Genomic DNA, 14,314 nt, shown 5'->3' with positions numbered 1-14,314 from the left:
TTTAGTTTATAGTTATTATTTTAAATATTACCAGAAGAAAAAGAACTGTAAATAAGTTTATATAAACTTATTTACAGTTTTATATAGTTCAATGTTAATTAACGTACATTCTCTTAAATATCTATTCTATTTTTAATTAATTAATTTATTTTAAATCACTAATTAAAGTATATATTATTTATTTTTAGATAAATATTTTTTAAATTGTTTATATCCTATAAGCACTATCCAAACATAAGCTAATGTTTTAGGTATCATTAACATTCCAATTAATCTATTAGTAGTTGCCCAAAGAACTACTGGAGTATATAAAGCAAAAGATAATAACACAGCTAAAGCCATATATTTATAATCTTTATCATTAGCTTTAGTGGCTTCCTTATAAATAATATAAATCATTATTATTCCAATAATTGTAAAAGGTATATTTCTATAAATACCCCAACTTACAGGAGAATAATAATTTAACCAATCATTTTGAGGAAATAAGCATAACGCTATTCTAATTAAAGCAAGTAAATAAATTGAAATATCTAAGGCCTTTACTTCTTTAATATTAAATCTTAGTTTCCAAATTTTATATAGAATTACATAAAAAATGGTCATTGTAATAGAAGTTACAAATTTGCCGAATCCTAAACTAGCAGCATTAGCCTCAAGACCTGCAGTTAATAGTGCATATATTCTTGGTATAAGATGAAAAGAATCCCCTATTCCGAGTATTAATGACATGTAACCAAATAGCTTAAAATATTTATTATCTTTACTATTTTTTATCATGATACTTCCAAGAGTAATTACTGTTGTAAGATATACAACATGAAAAAATGGTTCCATTATAGCTTGCATAAATAATCCTCCTTTAATATATGGTTTTCATGCGAACTATTCAACATTAATTTTACTAAATCATTTCTACAAAATAAAGAATCAATAAAATACACCAAAGAAAAGGTTAATTTTATAGAAAAGCTTCTTATTCGCACATCATAATTATAAATAAATTTAATAGTTTAAAAACTGTAGCTTTATTTCTTTTTAAAGATATAGGAATCAAATAAAGAGTGCTAGCAAACTATTTTAAATCAATTAAATTACTCTTTAATTTTTGATAAAATATTTCTTAAGTTCTTTACTAATTCCTCTAACTCTTCTTTGCTGCAATCTTTAAATATATTATCAAAACTTTCTTGTATGATGGCTCTAAAATTCTTAGCAAATTCTAACCCTTTTGAAGAAAATCTTACATAAGTATTTCTTTTATCATCAGGATATTTTACCTTTTCTAAATAACCATATTCTTCTAATCTAGTCACAATACCAGATACAGTACCTTTAGCCAAGGACATTTCATCACATATCTCAGAAATAGTCATTTCTTTATTATGGGCTATAAGTTTAATTACAATAATCTGTTGATGAGTTAGATTACTATCCTTTAGATTTTTTTCAACAATATGCATAGATTTAGAATATATTTCTTTTATTAGCATGGCTATTTTAAAACTATCAAAGCTTAAACTCATAAAATCACCTCAAACTATATATAAAGACAATTCTATACCTATGACCATATTTAGTCAATCAATAAGTAGAAAGATTAAAAAAATAGTTCGTATGCAAACTATAATATACTATAAATTTACTGTGGTCAATACTAATTTTAAAAATATTTATCTTTATTTATAATTAAAGAAAGATAAAAGAAACACTAATTTGTTAGGTGGATTGACAGGTTATTTTGTATTAATAACTTGTTATAAAATATATAAGATATATATAAATTGAAATAAAAAATTAAGCAATTCATTTTTGAAGAGCAATAGGAATTTAAAGTTCACAAAGGTGGATTTTATTTATCTTTTGAATATATCTTAATTAATAATTTTTTAAATATGACATGATGACGTCATATAAGATTATTTATAATTAAGGAACATATATAAATATTTCAACAGATAAGGGGGAGAAAATTATGTCTAGTAAGTGTGAACGTATTCTTGACAGCATTAGATTAAATGCTGGGGTAAATATCTATAAAAAAATAGTGGAGGCATATGGTGAATTACCTTTAAAATCATCACCTACTAAGCAAGCAAAATATATTAAAAGTATATTAAATGAGCTTGAAAATAATAATGGAGAAAATATAGTAGAAAAAGTAATGAAGCCCTGTGGACATTTGTGCATTTCAAATAGAACAATTAAGGAAGCAAAAAAATTATTTGAAAGAGCTGAAAATGTTGAAAAATTTTTAGATTTAATGAATGAGAAACATATAGGTGGTGGAGAACTTCACATGGATAGTGGAAACATAATTGGAATTTATAACAAATGTTATTGTGGAATGGCTAAAAACATAGAAGATATGCCAGTTTCATATTGTAATTGCTCTGCAGGATGGTTTGAAAAATTATTTAGCTCAGTATTTAATAAAACAGTAAAAGTTACAAAGCTTCACACTATTTTAGAGGGAGCAGATAACTATGTTTTTAAAATTGAGTTTTAAGGAGAATAATCATGATAAATAAGTTTGATTATAAAAAAGTATTTAAAGAATTCTATAGTCAGCCTGCTAAAAAAGTATCAATTTTAAAGATGCCAAAGCTTAAATATTTAATGATAAATGGCCATGGAAATCCAAATACATCAAAGGAATACAAGGATGCAGTTGAAACATTATTCAGTTTAGCCTATACTATAAAATTTATGATTAAGAATAGTGATTTAAAGATAGACTATGGAGTAATGCCACTGGAGAGTGTATGGTGGACTGATAATATAAATGATTTTTTAATAGATAATAAAGACATATGGAAATGGTGTAGTATGATTATGCAGCCTGATATTGTTCCAGAAGATTATATAGAAAAAGCTTTATATGAAGTAGAAAGAAAGAAGAAATTATCGTCTATCTCTAAGGTAGAGTATAAAGACCATGATGAAGGACTTGTTGCAAAAATTATGCATGTGGGACCTTATACAAATGAAGATCCTACTGTAGAGAAGCTTCATAATTATATCAAAGAATGTGGATATGAATTAAGAGGATTACATCATGAAATATATTTAAATGATCCTAAACGATGTTTACCTAATAATATAAAAACTATAATTAGACAACCTATAATGTTGAAGGAATAGGCGTTAGAATATAAAAGTTTTAATATCTTAATATTAAAAGGTGTGAAATTTAGATTTATTACTCTAAGTTTAACACCTTTTTTACTTGATGTTATTAAATTTTATAAGGTGTTTATAAAGCGATTCACTTAAGTTTTATTTTAGTGAATCTCATTTTACAGTATGTGCTGTATACTGTAAATTAAAGTTTAAAAATAAATAATGTGATTAAAATTGAATTTTTTTTATTAAATATAAATTTTGTACATTATTGTTTTTGATGAATATAATAATATGAATGAATTTAGTTTCTATAGAACTACCTATGCTTGTATTATTTAGATTTTGATTTTAAATGCCATGGTAACTTTAGCAATTAATGCTTATATAATGAATAAATCATATAAAGAAATATTAGGTATAGTTAGTTTTTTTATGAGAGTTATAAGTTGATGCATGATACTTTTAGGTAATGTTCTAAGGGGGATTATAATAGAATATTTATCTGTTTATTTTATGTTTTTAATTATAGGTGTAATGATTTCTGTAGTTGTTTTATCTTTAAATTATAGAAGAAGCTTTAAAAAAGCTTAAAGGCTAAAAATTTCATTTAAATAATGAAAATTACTATATAACAAAAGGGGAGGGGATAAAGCGATGGAAGATAGAAAAGTATTAACTACTTTGGAAGAAGTAAAAGCTATTTCTGATCCTTTTAGATACAGAATTTTAAATACACTTATAGATATGAATGAGCCAGCTACAGTAAAACAGATAGCTGATAAAATGAAAGAAGTTCCATCAAAAATATATTATCATGTAAATAAGCTTGAAAAAGTGGGAATAGTAATAATTTACACTAAAAAGATAAAGGGAGTTATAACTAAATATTATGAACCTTTAGCTAGAAAGTTTGAAATAAAATGTTCAAAAGAAGTAGAGGAACCTTCTAAAATGATGCTTTTGGCAGTAAGTCAAATGATGATTTCAGAGTTTTATGATGAAAGTAAAGATATATTTTTAAGTTCCATGGATAAAAGTATACACGAATCAAATGGAACTATTATAAAGAAGAATATCTATCTTACAGAAGGAGAGGCAGATGAAATAATAGAATTAATGAAAAGTTTTTTTAAAAATCATAAACAAAAAGATTCTAAAAAGCTTAAATATCACAGCTTTTTTACAATAATTGAAGAATAAGAAGTAATTTATTGAACCCCATAACTATTTTTCTTAGATATCTAAGAAAAATAGTTATGGGGTTCATATATTAATAATAAAACAGTTAAAAAATATGGGAATTATTAGATGTGATATGAACTAAATATTATTACTAATTTCATTTAATTTACAATTTTTATTGATAATATTAGCAATAAATTAAATAAAAAAATAAAGTGATTAATATATTTCTGAAAGCATTTATAAGAAAATAAAATATTTGACATGTTTTTAAATACAATGTATAATTTTGTTGAAAAATTAATAAATTTAAGAATTTAGGGAAGTTTGGTGAAATTCCAACACGAACCCATCACTGTAAGCGATGACGATGCCTAACATGCCACTGGATTAATTCTGGGAAGGCTAGGTTAAGGGTGAATCGTAAGTCAGGATACCTAAACTTAAAGAGAAATAGATTGAGGGGGGAGCAACTAAATCTAATTTTATAGCAAAGATGGGTAAGCTATGGCATTGACTATGGCTTTTTTTATTATAAAAATTTAAAAGAAAAGGAATGGAGTTATGAAAAAATTATTTAAAAATAAGATATTACTAGTATTCTTAGCATTAACAATGCTTCTAGGAACTTTAGCCGGATGTGCAACTAAAGACACTGGCATAAATGAGGATAATGAAATTGTACTAGCAGCTGCAAGAGATTTATCACCAGGAGCAAAGGATGCATATTATGCTACTTCTATATTATTTGTTTGGGAGCCTTTAATTGGATTAGATGATAAAGGAAATCCTTGTGCAGAATTAGCAGAAAAATGGACAAACTCTGAAGATTTTAAAGAATGGACTTTTAAGATAAAAGAGGGAGTAAAATTTCATGATGGAGTTCAATTAGATGCTGATGCCGTAATTAAAAACTTTGATCGATATATCAATATGAAAACGAAAGGATCACCATTTTATTCTTTTGACTTAGAAAAGACATATCCTAATTTAAAAGAAGTGGTTAAAGTATCTGATCATGAAGTAAAATTAATATTTAATAAACCTATATCAACATTAATATATAATATGGCTAGATTTGGTAGTGCTATATATAGTCCACAGTGTTTTGATATAAATACGGGAGATTTTACAGATATAGCAAAGGGTACAGGACCATTCAAAATTGTAGAGCATGAAAAAGATCAATATACATTATTAGAAAGAAATGAAGAATATTATGGTGATAAAGCAAAGGCTAAGAAAGTAAGAGTGAAAGTTATTCCAGATGCAGAAACAAGATTTTCAGCTTTAAAATCTGAAGAAATTATGGGAGTAATGGACTTAGGAGCAATAACTCCAGAATTATCTAAAGAATTGTTAAAAGATGAAAAATTTGATGTATCTGCTGGAAAATCAAGTATAACTCACTTTATATCCACTAATGGTATTAAAGGACCATTCAGTAATGCAAAAATGAAAGAGTCTTTAGGTTTAGTAGTGGATAGAGATCTTATAGTTGATGAATTCTTTGGAGGATATGGAACTTCAACTATTAATATATTAAACCACACATCTCCTTTTGCAAAGGAAATAAAACCAGTTCATGATAAAGAAGGAGCTAAGGAAACTGCAAAAGAAGTATTAAAAGGAGAAACAAAAGAAGTAAAATTTATAGTACCTTCTTATGGAGTAGATCGTTATCCTTATAAAGCTGAAGCAGAATATATTCAATCAGCGATAAAGGATATAGGATTAAATGCAACAATAACAATTTTAGACGGAGCTGCATTTAAAGAGGCTATGAAAAAAGGAGAATATGATTTAGCTATACATCCTCAAGGGCTGCCAAATGCAGAACCTTTTACTATATTTGAGGGATATATGCATAGCACAGGATCAACTAATAAATCTTATAGTCTAGGATATAAAAACCAAAGAGCAGATGAGCTAATTGATAAGCTAAAAGAAACTAATGACATGGCTAAAAGAAAAGAAATATACAATGAACTTCAAGATATATCAGCTAAAGAGCCAGCAAGTATACCACTGTTCCAAGATGTTAATTTAATAGCCTTTAATAAAAAAATAAAAGGTTTTGAGGCAACAAATTATGGAGCTACATTAAACAAAACGGAGTGGAGTAAATAGTGGAAAATATCTTCAAGTATATATTTAAAAGAGTATTGTCCACTATACCAGTTTTAATAGGAATAACTTTATTAGCATTTATCCTTGGAGTTATTGCACCGGGAGATCCAGCAGTTGAAGTTTTAAGTATAGACGGAATAAGCACTCCTACAGAAGAAGAAATACAAGAGGTAAGAGAAGAATTAGGATTAAATGATGATATATTAGTTCAATATGTTAATTGGACTAAAAAAGCTATTAAAGGAGATTTAGGAGTTTCTTATATAAAGAAGACTCCTGTGTCAGAAGAAATACTGAGAAGGTTACCGATAAGCTTCTCAGTATCATTAATGGCAATGATATTTGTAATAATTTTTTCAATACCGACAGCGATAATTATGGCATTAAAGAAGGATTCTTTAATTGACAATATAGGAAGAACTATATCATTACTTTTAACATCTATACCAGGATTTTGGCTTGCTATAGTTATGATGAACATATTTTGTGAAAGATTAAAAATATTACCTACCAGTGGATATGGTACACTTAAGCACTTAATAATGCCTGCCTTTGTTTTAGCAGCAGGAACGATAGGAACAATCATGAGGTTAAATAGGGCTACATTAATAGAATCTCTTGGACAAAATTATATAGTCACTGCTGAAGGCAAAGGGCTTCCAGAAAAAGTGATTTTATTAAAGTATGGGTTTATGAATTCAATTATGCCTATAATTACTGTTTTAGGAAATTATTTTGGAGCAATACTTGGAGGAGCAACAGTTGTAGAGGTTATTTTTGGACTTCCAGGTATGGGGAGTTATGTTATTCAAGGTATAATGAGCAGAGATTATCCTGTTGTTCAGGGATATGTTGTTTTTACAGGAGTAATTTTTGTTATATTTAACCTTATAGTAGATTTATGCTATTTAGCACTAAATCCTAAAATAAGGCTTGGAGGTAAATAATGGTGAAGAAGTTTAACAAAATTAAAAATATACCTCTTATTTATAAGATAGCATTTATAACACTTATTGCTATGATTTTAATAGGTATATTTGCACCAGTATTAGCGCCTTATGATCCAAATGCTGTAGATATGACAAAAAGACTTCAAAGCATATCTAAAGAACAACTTTTAGGAACAGATGCATTAGGGAGAGATGTTTTTAGTAGAATATTATATGGTGCAAGGATTTCAATATTTTTAGCAATACTTGCAACTATATGTACAATGTTTTTAGGAACAACTATAGGAGTTATAGCAGGATATTTTGGAGGCATTTTAGACAGCATAATACAGGTGCTAGTTAGTATATTTCAAGGACTCCCAGGACTTAGTTTTATGATAGCTATTGCAGGAGTTTTAGGACCAGGTATTAAAAGCTTAATGATTGCTATAGTAGTAACTTCTTGGGCAGGATTCTCTAGAGTAGTAAGAGGAGAAGTTTTAAAAATAAAAGAAGAGAATTATATAGAAGGTGCTAGGGCTTTAGGCGCTAGTCATTTTTATATAATAATTCATCATATATTACCCAATATTTTTGCATCTTTTATAGTACTCTTTACTGTAAGAATTGGAAAAGTTGTACTATCAATGGCATCACTGAGTTTTTTAGGACTTGGCATTCAACCACCACAGGCAGATTGGGGTGTAATGGTAAATGATGCTAAAACTTACTTTAGATCCTATCCACATTTATTATTAGCTCCAGGAAGTTGCATAATGTTATTGTGTTGCAGTATAAACCTAATTGGCGATGGGTTAAGAGATCTATTTGATGAGAAAAAGGATTTCTTTAATCAATATCTTTAAAAGGATGTTTTAGTATGGAAGAAGATATAAAAATAGAAAATTTAAAAGTGTATTTTAATACTAAAGAAGGTGATGTTAAGGCAGTAGATGGAATTGACTTAACATTGAAAAGAGGAAATATTATAGGAATAGTAGGGGAAACAGGCAGCGGAAAATCTGTATTAGGTCTCTCAATCTTAGGATTATTAGCTCAAAATTCTAAAGTAGAAGGAAATATACTTTATAACAATAAAAATTTATTAACTTTAAAAAATAAGGAACTAAGAAAAATAAGGGGAAAGGAAATAGCATTAATACCTCAGAATCCAGAAACGGCATTTAATCCTATATACAATGTAGGTTCTCAAATAAGTGAATTATTTTATTATCATAACAAAGAAAAAAAGAGTAAAAGTAAGGAAAAGACCATAAAAATTTTGGAGAAATTCTCATTTGAAAACAACAATGAAGTGTATAGTTCTTATGGATTCCAGCTAAGTGGGGGAATGAAACAAAGAGTATTGTCAGCAATGGGTATGGCATTAGAGCCAAAATGGATAATTGCAGATGAGCCAACTAAAGGGTTAGATGCAATAATAAGAAATCAAGTATATGATATTTTCAAAAACCTTAAAGAAAATATGGGAGTAAGTATGATACTAATAACCCATGATTTAATGCTAGCAAAGAAGCTTTGTGATGAAGTTATAGTAATGTATGCAGGGAAGATATTAGAAAAAGGTAGTAAAGAAGATATTTTTAAAAATCCTAAGCATCCTTATACTAAGGGATTAATAAATGCTCAACCTAATAAAAAGCTTACTCCTTTAGATGGAGTTGCGCCAAGTTTAACAAATCTACCGGATGGATGTAGATTTCATCCTAGATGTAAATATAAGAAAAAATTATGTATGGAAAAAGAGGCCAAGCTTTATAAAGTAGATAGCTGTGAAGTGAGGTGTTTTTTATATGATAGAGATAATAAATCTACGTAAGCAGTTTAAAAATGGAATAGTAAATAGAAATATAGTTACGGCGGTAGATGGATTATCTTTTAAAATTGAAAAGGGAAGGACCTTAGGATTAGTTGGAGAAAGTGGATGTGGAAAGTCTACTTTATCAAGATCAATATTAAAACTTATAAAACCAGATAGCGGTAGAATAATTTACAATGAAGAAGATATTACAAACTATAGCTTTTCAAAAATGAGAGATTTAAGACGAGAAATGCAAATAATATTTCAACATCCTGATTCAGCACTAAATCCTAAAAAAACCATAGAAGAAAGCTTAATAGAACCGTTGAAATTACACAAAATTCATAATAAAAATACTTCACAAAAACACATCAAAAACTATTTGGAGTTTGTTGGATTAAGTGATGAAATTTTATCAAGATATCCTTATCAAGTAAGTGGAGGTCAAATTCAAAGAGTAGCTTTAGCTAGAGTGTTACTTTTAAAACCAAAATTTATTATATTAGATGAACCTACATCAATGTTAGATGTATCTGTACAAGCTCAAGTCATGCAACTATTAAAAAAAGCTCAAAAGGAATTTGGTATAACATATTTATTTATATCACATGACATAGATTTAGTTAAGGCAGTAAGTGATGATATAGCTGTAATGCTAAATGGTAAAATAGTAGAAATTATAAAAGCTGAGGAAATCTACAAAAATGCTAAAAATGAATATACTAAAAGACTTATAGAAAGCTTTATAAATTTTTAAAGGAGAGCTAGAAATATGTACTTAGATTATAAAGATATAGATTTTGAGGGAATATGGCAAAATAGAATTAGAAGTAAAAATGGGTATGAAAAACAGCGAGCTTTTGATGATGAAGTTGAAAGAGAGTTTTGGGAGAATTTAGCTCCCAATTATGATAAAAATCCTACACTATATGATTATTCTAAAGAAGTATTTAAGATAATAGAAAGTTTAATTGAAAAAGGTAGTAGTTTAATAGAAATCGGATGTGGAACAGGAAAGTTTACAATACCATTGTCAAATAAGTGCAAAGATGTATTAGCCTTTGACTTTTCAAAGGATATGTTAAAGATATTAAAAGAAAAAATAGAAAACAACAATATAAATAATATAAGAACCTTAGAGGGAAAATGGGAAGATGCCAATATTGATAAAATGGATTATATACTATCAATAAATTCTCTTTATAGGATATGGAGTATCAAAGATGCTTTAAAAAAGATGAATACTTTAGCTAAAAAGGCAGTTATAATAGTACGAACTATACAAAAACCTATGTTTAACCAATTATATATGGAATTAGGCTTAGAGGATCAAACAGTCTTAGACTACATATACCTTGAAAATATAATACATTCTTTAGGTATTTATGCAAATATACAATATATAGATATAAAAAATAAAATATATTTTAATAATATAGAAGATATATATAGAAAGATAGAAGAAGACATAGGGAGAAAAATCAATAATAATATAATAGATGGTTTTATAGAAAAAAACTTTATAAAAGAAGAGAATAACTATGTATATACTAATAACTCTAAAGTTGCAATTATATCTTGGAAGATATAATTGCAACTTTATACGATTAATAAAACAAAAAGCTGGTTAAGGTAAACTTTATACTAACCAGCTTTTGTTTTATATTATGAACTTTGATATTTTTTTCTTTTAAATTTGAGAGCAAATATGGATGCAATAATTATAGATAATAATGAGAATATAAGAATAGTAACTAAATAAGAGGTATTTTGAGGAGTCTGAGCTCCTTGAATTCTATCCTTTGGTCCTCTACCAAATTGATTATCTTTCATATTTTCATTATCAATATTTGGATTTTTGTCTAAGTTATCTTGAAAGTCTTTATTGCCATTCTCCCCCATAATGTCAAAAGGAGAGTCTTTGATAATTTCAATTACTGATTCATCAATACCTAAATCTTTAAGCTCTGCAATTTGTTCATCTGTAAGTATTCCATCTTCAGAAGCTTGAATTATTTCCATAGCTTTTTCCATTGTACTCATATCAGGCATATTACCATCGCCAGAGCCATTTGAAAGGTCATTATTCGGATTTGGAAAATTGTTTCCAGGTAATTTTCCCCCAGGAAAACCACCATTACCACCACCCATAGTTCCAAGAGCACTTAAATCAACATTGGTAGGAATATTGCCATAAGTAGTTGATGGTTGAGCACCTGCAAGTTGAGCGATTATGCTTGAAGCTCTATCTTTTCCAAAAGAAATAAGTATTGGAAGAGAAGTTTTATATTCTTCATAGGTATAAAAGGCAGTAGCATCATTCTTAACATAGTTTCCAATAAGGTTATCTAGATTATTTATTGTAGATTTGAAAACTCCATTATCAATGTAGTTCGTCACTATTTCATTTAGATACTTATGATATAATTCTTTGTATTCAGATACTTCAAGAAGTTTAGCTATAAGTGGACTATTTTCTAGAGTATCTGTAACAGGTGAATCGATAGGAAAATTAACAGCCTTTTCAGCATCGTTCATTTGAAATCCTGCGAAAGAAAGGTTAAAGTCCCATGGCAATATTTGAAAAATACCATTTTGTTCATAAAGATAATAGTTATGTTTCATACTTCCAGCATAGCTGTCTAAATTAACTAAAAATGTATTAACAGCAAAATATCTTAGTATTTCATCTACATCAAGATATTTTTCTAAATCAGTGCCTTCATTGAGATTTTTTATCATATCAATGACCTTTTCGTGATCTGAGGAATTAGTCTTTTTAAGTACAGCACTATCTAAAACACTTGAGTAATTTGAAGGATCATCACCATTCCATACAAGGTTTGTACCACCACTTGATCCCATACCTTTACCGCCACCCATTGGATTTTGTTCATTGCCTTCTCTATTAGGTACTTCATTCAAATTAGCTTGTTCATTTAAATTGGGCTGCCCATTTAAATTAGGTCTTTGATTAGGAGCAGCATCTGGAGCATTATTTGGATTTTGTCCTTGCTTACCATCAGGCATAGCACCACCCACTTTTGTGCTTTCAGGTTTATAAAGATTTCCTTCTAAAGTACCATAGTTTCTTTCTAGAAAACTTTCCTCTATAACTTCTACAGCTAAGTAAAGACCCCAGTCTTCACCATTTATCTTTATATTTGCATAAGCATAAGCTGGTGTTGGAATTCCCATGGCAGTATATAAATCGTATGAAAGATACTCTTTCATATAAGTGGTATCTGACATAATATTATTTATAACTAATTTATTAAGACCATGTAAAGTTTGTCCATCTACGTACTCATCAAACTTAATTTTAAAGCTATATCTATCAGTGGTGTCGTCACTTGCAATCATTGATAAGCTAGAGTTACCTTTAGGTCTTATGCCTACATTATAATATGTTTCACCATTAATTGAGATATTTGCATTTTTATATTCTTCTTCTGTTGCATTTTCAATAGTCCAATCCCAATCTTCTTGAGAAATATTTATATCAATTTCCATTACTTTATTTTTATCAAATACCTTGCTGATATATTCTGCTTCTGTAATAGAAGAGGTGTAATTTGTATTATTAGATAAAATCACAATTAAAGATGCAAACAAAAGAGATAATATCATAATAATTGATATTATGATATTAATAAATTTATTGGAAATCATTTTAACACCACCTAATATTAGGACATATATTCGCCATTGTAACTTACAAGAATAGCATTATTTATACCTTGTATATGGCTAAGTTCATTTACGAACTTTGTTGACATTTCTTTTAGCCTAATTTCAACAGTTAGTTCAATACCATTACTAGAAGAAACAGTTTTTGATTTAACAACATGCTTTTTCACGGATTTTTTTATATATTCTACAGCAGCATTTTCACTTTCATCACTATTACAGTTTATTACTAATATATAAGGATTGTCTGTACTTTTTTTATTTACAAATATTATCATAATTATGCCAATAAACGCTGAACCAAATATAGCAAGTGGTATGAGTCCAGCACCTAAAACAATACCGGCACTGATTGACCAAAATAGAAAAGCTATATCCATAGGCTCTTTAATAGCTGTACGAAATCTTACAATAGATAATGCACCAACCATACCAAGAGATAGGACTACATTTGAAGTTATTGCTAAAATTATTAGTGTAGTTATAAGGGTCATTGAAAGAAGTGAAGTACCAAAACTTTCTGAGTACATTACTCCTTTAAAAGTCTTTTTATATACTAAGAATATAAAAAGACCAATAGCAAAAGCTAATCCTAGTGCTATAACAGTATCTAATAAGGAAAAGGTTGTTGCTTTTTCTAAAAAGCTTGATTTAAAAATATCATTGAAGCTTAATTGGCTATTTCCAGTCATTTTTATTACCTCCATTAATTTGTTTTAGCCATATATTCTACAGGCTGCGTATTTTGAAACTGATGTACTTTGTCTTTCTTTTGTTTGGATTATATCTCGTATAATTTCTGGTAAAAATTCATCATATTTAACTTCTAAAATCATTGTAGTATTTACAGGCATTCCTAAAGTGGGAATATTAGAGTTAAAAAAGTTTTTAGTAAATAATCCAGTTCTAAGGTTACTATCTATGGTAATTCTTACATTACCAGGTTCGTAAATATATGCTTCTCTAGTATAATCCACAATAGTTTTAGGCCTTAAAAATTGGTATTTCATTTTTGCATAGAGCTCCTTAAGGAGATCACTATTGGAATTTAAAAGCCATGAAGTATGGTTTTCTAGTAGTAAATCACATTGATTCTTTGTTAATATTGCAGAATGCTTTAAACATAAACCATTGATTTTGCTTTTCTTTTCAAGCTTGATAACAGATGGTACATCATTATAAAATCGAATTCTAAATTTTTCACGGTTATTTACACCATTTATTTTTTCCATCAATGCTTTATCATTAAAATTATCAAAATATAAACTTCTAATTTTATATGTGCCATCAATTCCAGCATTTACATCTAATTTGGCAATATGCTTAAGTCTATTTTTTATTTCATAGTAATCACAAAGGTTTATAAAATGTTTTATTTCATGTCTTGGTTTTATTTCTTTCATTATGTCACCTCCCTCTATTAGGAATTTTACAA

The 14,314-nt window shown here is 27.9% G+C and carries 15 protein-coding genes and 1 riboswitch; of the genes, 10 read left to right on the top strand and 5 right to left on the bottom strand.

The window, feature by feature from the left end; translation table 11 throughout:
• Positions 1-174: 174 nt before the first annotated feature.
• The gene (locus tag ACY1IQ_RS02110; protein WP_461612403.1) at positions 175-849 is read right to left on the bottom strand and encodes a hypothetical protein; all 675 of its coding nucleotides are present in this window, start codon (positions 847-849) and stop codon (positions 175-177) included.
• Positions 850-1,094: 245 nt separating this feature from the next.
• Complete coding sequence (locus ACY1IQ_RS02105; RefSeq protein ID WP_461612402.1) at positions 1,095-1,526, bottom strand: MarR family winged helix-turn-helix transcriptional regulator; 432 nt, start codon at positions 1,524-1,526, stop codon at positions 1,095-1,097.
• 449 nt (positions 1,527-1,975) lie between these two features.
• Here ACY1IQ_RS02105 and ACY1IQ_RS02100 point away from each other — a divergent pair, with 449 nt between their 5' ends.
• From ACY1IQ_RS02100 to ACY1IQ_RS02055, 10 genes are all read left to right on the top strand, one after another.
• On the top strand, positions 1,976-2,509 hold the full coding sequence (locus ACY1IQ_RS02100; protein ID WP_461612401.1) for a DUF6144 family protein: 534 nt from the start codon (positions 1,976-1,978) through the stop codon (positions 2,507-2,509).
• Positions 2,510-2,520: 11 nt separating this feature from the next.
• Entirely contained in the window at positions 2,521-3,144 is a 624-nt protein-coding gene (locus ACY1IQ_RS02095) for a GyrI-like domain-containing protein (RefSeq protein WP_461612400.1), read from the top strand.
• A gap of 435 nt (positions 3,145-3,579) precedes the next feature.
• Entirely contained in the window at positions 3,580-3,717 is a 138-nt protein-coding gene (locus ACY1IQ_RS02090) for a hypothetical protein (RefSeq protein WP_461612399.1), read from the top strand.
• Between the two features lie 63 nt (positions 3,718-3,780).
• Complete coding sequence (locus ACY1IQ_RS02085) at positions 3,781-4,326, top strand: ArsR/SmtB family transcription factor (RefSeq protein WP_461612398.1); 546 nt, start codon at positions 3,781-3,783, stop codon at positions 4,324-4,326.
• 261 nt (positions 4,327-4,587) lie between these two features.
• A riboswitch (cobalamin riboswitch) is annotated at positions 4,588-4,768 on the top strand.
• Positions 4,769-4,872: 104 nt separating this feature from the next.
• Entirely contained in the window at positions 4,873-6,438 is a 1,566-nt protein-coding gene (locus ACY1IQ_RS02080; RefSeq protein WP_461612397.1) for an ABC transporter substrate-binding protein, read from the top strand.
• Complete coding sequence (locus tag ACY1IQ_RS02075; RefSeq protein ID WP_461612396.1) at positions 6,438-7,385, top strand: ABC transporter permease; 948 nt, start codon at positions 6,438-6,440, stop codon at positions 7,383-7,385. Before ACY1IQ_RS02080 ends, ACY1IQ_RS02075 begins: the two co-directional genes overlap by 1 nt.
• Entirely contained in the window at positions 7,385-8,233 is an 849-nt protein-coding gene (locus ACY1IQ_RS02070; RefSeq protein ID WP_461612395.1) for an ABC transporter permease, read from the top strand. The genes ACY1IQ_RS02075 and ACY1IQ_RS02070 overlap by 1 nt, the downstream gene beginning before the upstream one ends.
• Before the next feature lie 14 nt (positions 8,234-8,247).
• Positions 8,248-9,207 (top strand): ABC transporter ATP-binding protein, encoded by a 960-nt coding sequence (locus ACY1IQ_RS02065; RefSeq protein ID WP_461612394.1) that lies wholly within the window; start codon positions 8,248-8,250, stop codon positions 9,205-9,207.
• On the top strand, positions 9,182-9,946 hold the full coding sequence (locus tag ACY1IQ_RS02060; RefSeq protein WP_461612393.1) for an ABC transporter ATP-binding protein: 765 nt from the start codon (positions 9,182-9,184) through the stop codon (positions 9,944-9,946). Before ACY1IQ_RS02065 ends, ACY1IQ_RS02060 begins: the two co-directional genes overlap by 26 nt.
• 15 nt (positions 9,947-9,961) lie before the next feature.
• The gene (locus ACY1IQ_RS02055; RefSeq protein ID WP_461612392.1) at positions 9,962-10,780 is read left to right on the top strand and encodes a class I SAM-dependent methyltransferase; all 819 of its coding nucleotides are present in this window, start codon (positions 9,962-9,964) and stop codon (positions 10,778-10,780) included.
• A gap of 74 nt (positions 10,781-10,854) precedes the next feature.
• Here the strand turns inward: ACY1IQ_RS02055 and ACY1IQ_RS02050 are convergent, their stop codons facing one another.
• Genes ACY1IQ_RS02050 through ACY1IQ_RS02040 form a run of 3 tightly spaced genes read right to left on the bottom strand, consistent with a single transcriptional unit; the run spans position 10,855 to position 14,282 of the window.
• On the bottom strand, positions 10,855-12,861 hold the full coding sequence (locus ACY1IQ_RS02050; RefSeq protein WP_461612391.1) for a CotH kinase family protein: 2,007 nt from the start codon (positions 12,859-12,861) through the stop codon (positions 10,855-10,857).
• 17 nt (positions 12,862-12,878) lie between these two features.
• Positions 12,879-13,571, bottom strand: a complete 693-nt coding sequence (locus ACY1IQ_RS02045) for a DUF4956 domain-containing protein (protein WP_461612390.1) — start codon at positions 13,569-13,571, stop codon at positions 12,879-12,881.
• A gap of 24 nt (positions 13,572-13,595) precedes the next feature.
• On the bottom strand, positions 13,596-14,282 hold the full coding sequence (locus ACY1IQ_RS02040; RefSeq protein ID WP_461612389.1) for a polyphosphate polymerase domain-containing protein: 687 nt from the start codon (positions 14,280-14,282) through the stop codon (positions 13,596-13,598).
• Positions 14,283-14,314 lie beyond the last annotated feature (32 nt).

The sequence above is a fragment of the Clostridium sp. Marseille-QA1073 genome, from assembly GCF_054863625.1.
The sequence above is the reverse complement of the archived record's forward strand: the minus strand, read 5'-3'. Positions and strand labels throughout refer to the sequence as shown.

Excerpts from the sequence above, each read along its gene's own strand:
- ACY1IQ_RS02085 (WP_461612398.1), top strand. The coding sequence starts at position 3,781 with ATGGAAGATAGAAAAGTATTAACTACTTTGGAAGAAGTAAAAGCTATT.
- ACY1IQ_RS02055 (WP_461612392.1), top strand. The coding sequence starts at position 9,962 with ATGTACTTAGATTATAAAGATATAGATTTTGAGGGAATATGGCAAAAT.
- ACY1IQ_RS02110 (WP_461612403.1), bottom strand. The coding sequence starts at position 849 with ATGCAAGCTATAATGGAACCATTTTTTCATGTTGTATATCTTACAACA.
- ACY1IQ_RS02090 (WP_461612399.1), top strand. The coding sequence starts at position 3,580 with ATGATACTTTTAGGTAATGTTCTAAGGGGGATTATAATAGAATATTTA.
- ACY1IQ_RS02065 (WP_461612394.1), top strand. The coding sequence starts at position 8,248 with ATGGAAGAAGATATAAAAATAGAAAATTTAAAAGTGTATTTTAATACT.
- ACY1IQ_RS02070 (WP_461612395.1), top strand. The coding sequence starts at position 7,385 with ATGGTGAAGAAGTTTAACAAAATTAAAAATATACCTCTTATTTATAAG.
- ACY1IQ_RS02105 (WP_461612402.1), bottom strand. The coding sequence starts at position 1,526 with ATGAGTTTAAGCTTTGATAGTTTTAAAATAGCCATGCTAATAAAAGAA.
- ACY1IQ_RS02080 (WP_461612397.1), top strand. The coding sequence starts at position 4,873 with ATGAAAAAATTATTTAAAAATAAGATATTACTAGTATTCTTAGCATTA.
- ACY1IQ_RS02045 (WP_461612390.1), bottom strand. The coding sequence starts at position 13,571 with ATGACTGGAAATAGCCAATTAAGCTTCAATGATATTTTTAAATCAAGC.
- ACY1IQ_RS02050 (WP_461612391.1), bottom strand. The coding sequence starts at position 12,861 with ATGATTTCCAATAAATTTATTAATATCATAATATCAATTATTATGATA.
- ACY1IQ_RS02100 (WP_461612401.1), top strand. The coding sequence starts at position 1,976 with ATGTCTAGTAAGTGTGAACGTATTCTTGACAGCATTAGATTAAATGCT.
- ACY1IQ_RS02060 (WP_461612393.1), top strand. The coding sequence starts at position 9,182 with ATGATAGAGATAATAAATCTACGTAAGCAGTTTAAAAATGGAATAGTA.
- ACY1IQ_RS02040 (WP_461612389.1), bottom strand. The coding sequence starts at position 14,282 with ATGAAAGAAATAAAACCAAGACATGAAATAAAACATTTTATAAACCTT.
- ACY1IQ_RS02095 (WP_461612400.1), top strand. The coding sequence starts at position 2,521 with ATGATAAATAAGTTTGATTATAAAAAAGTATTTAAAGAATTCTATAGT.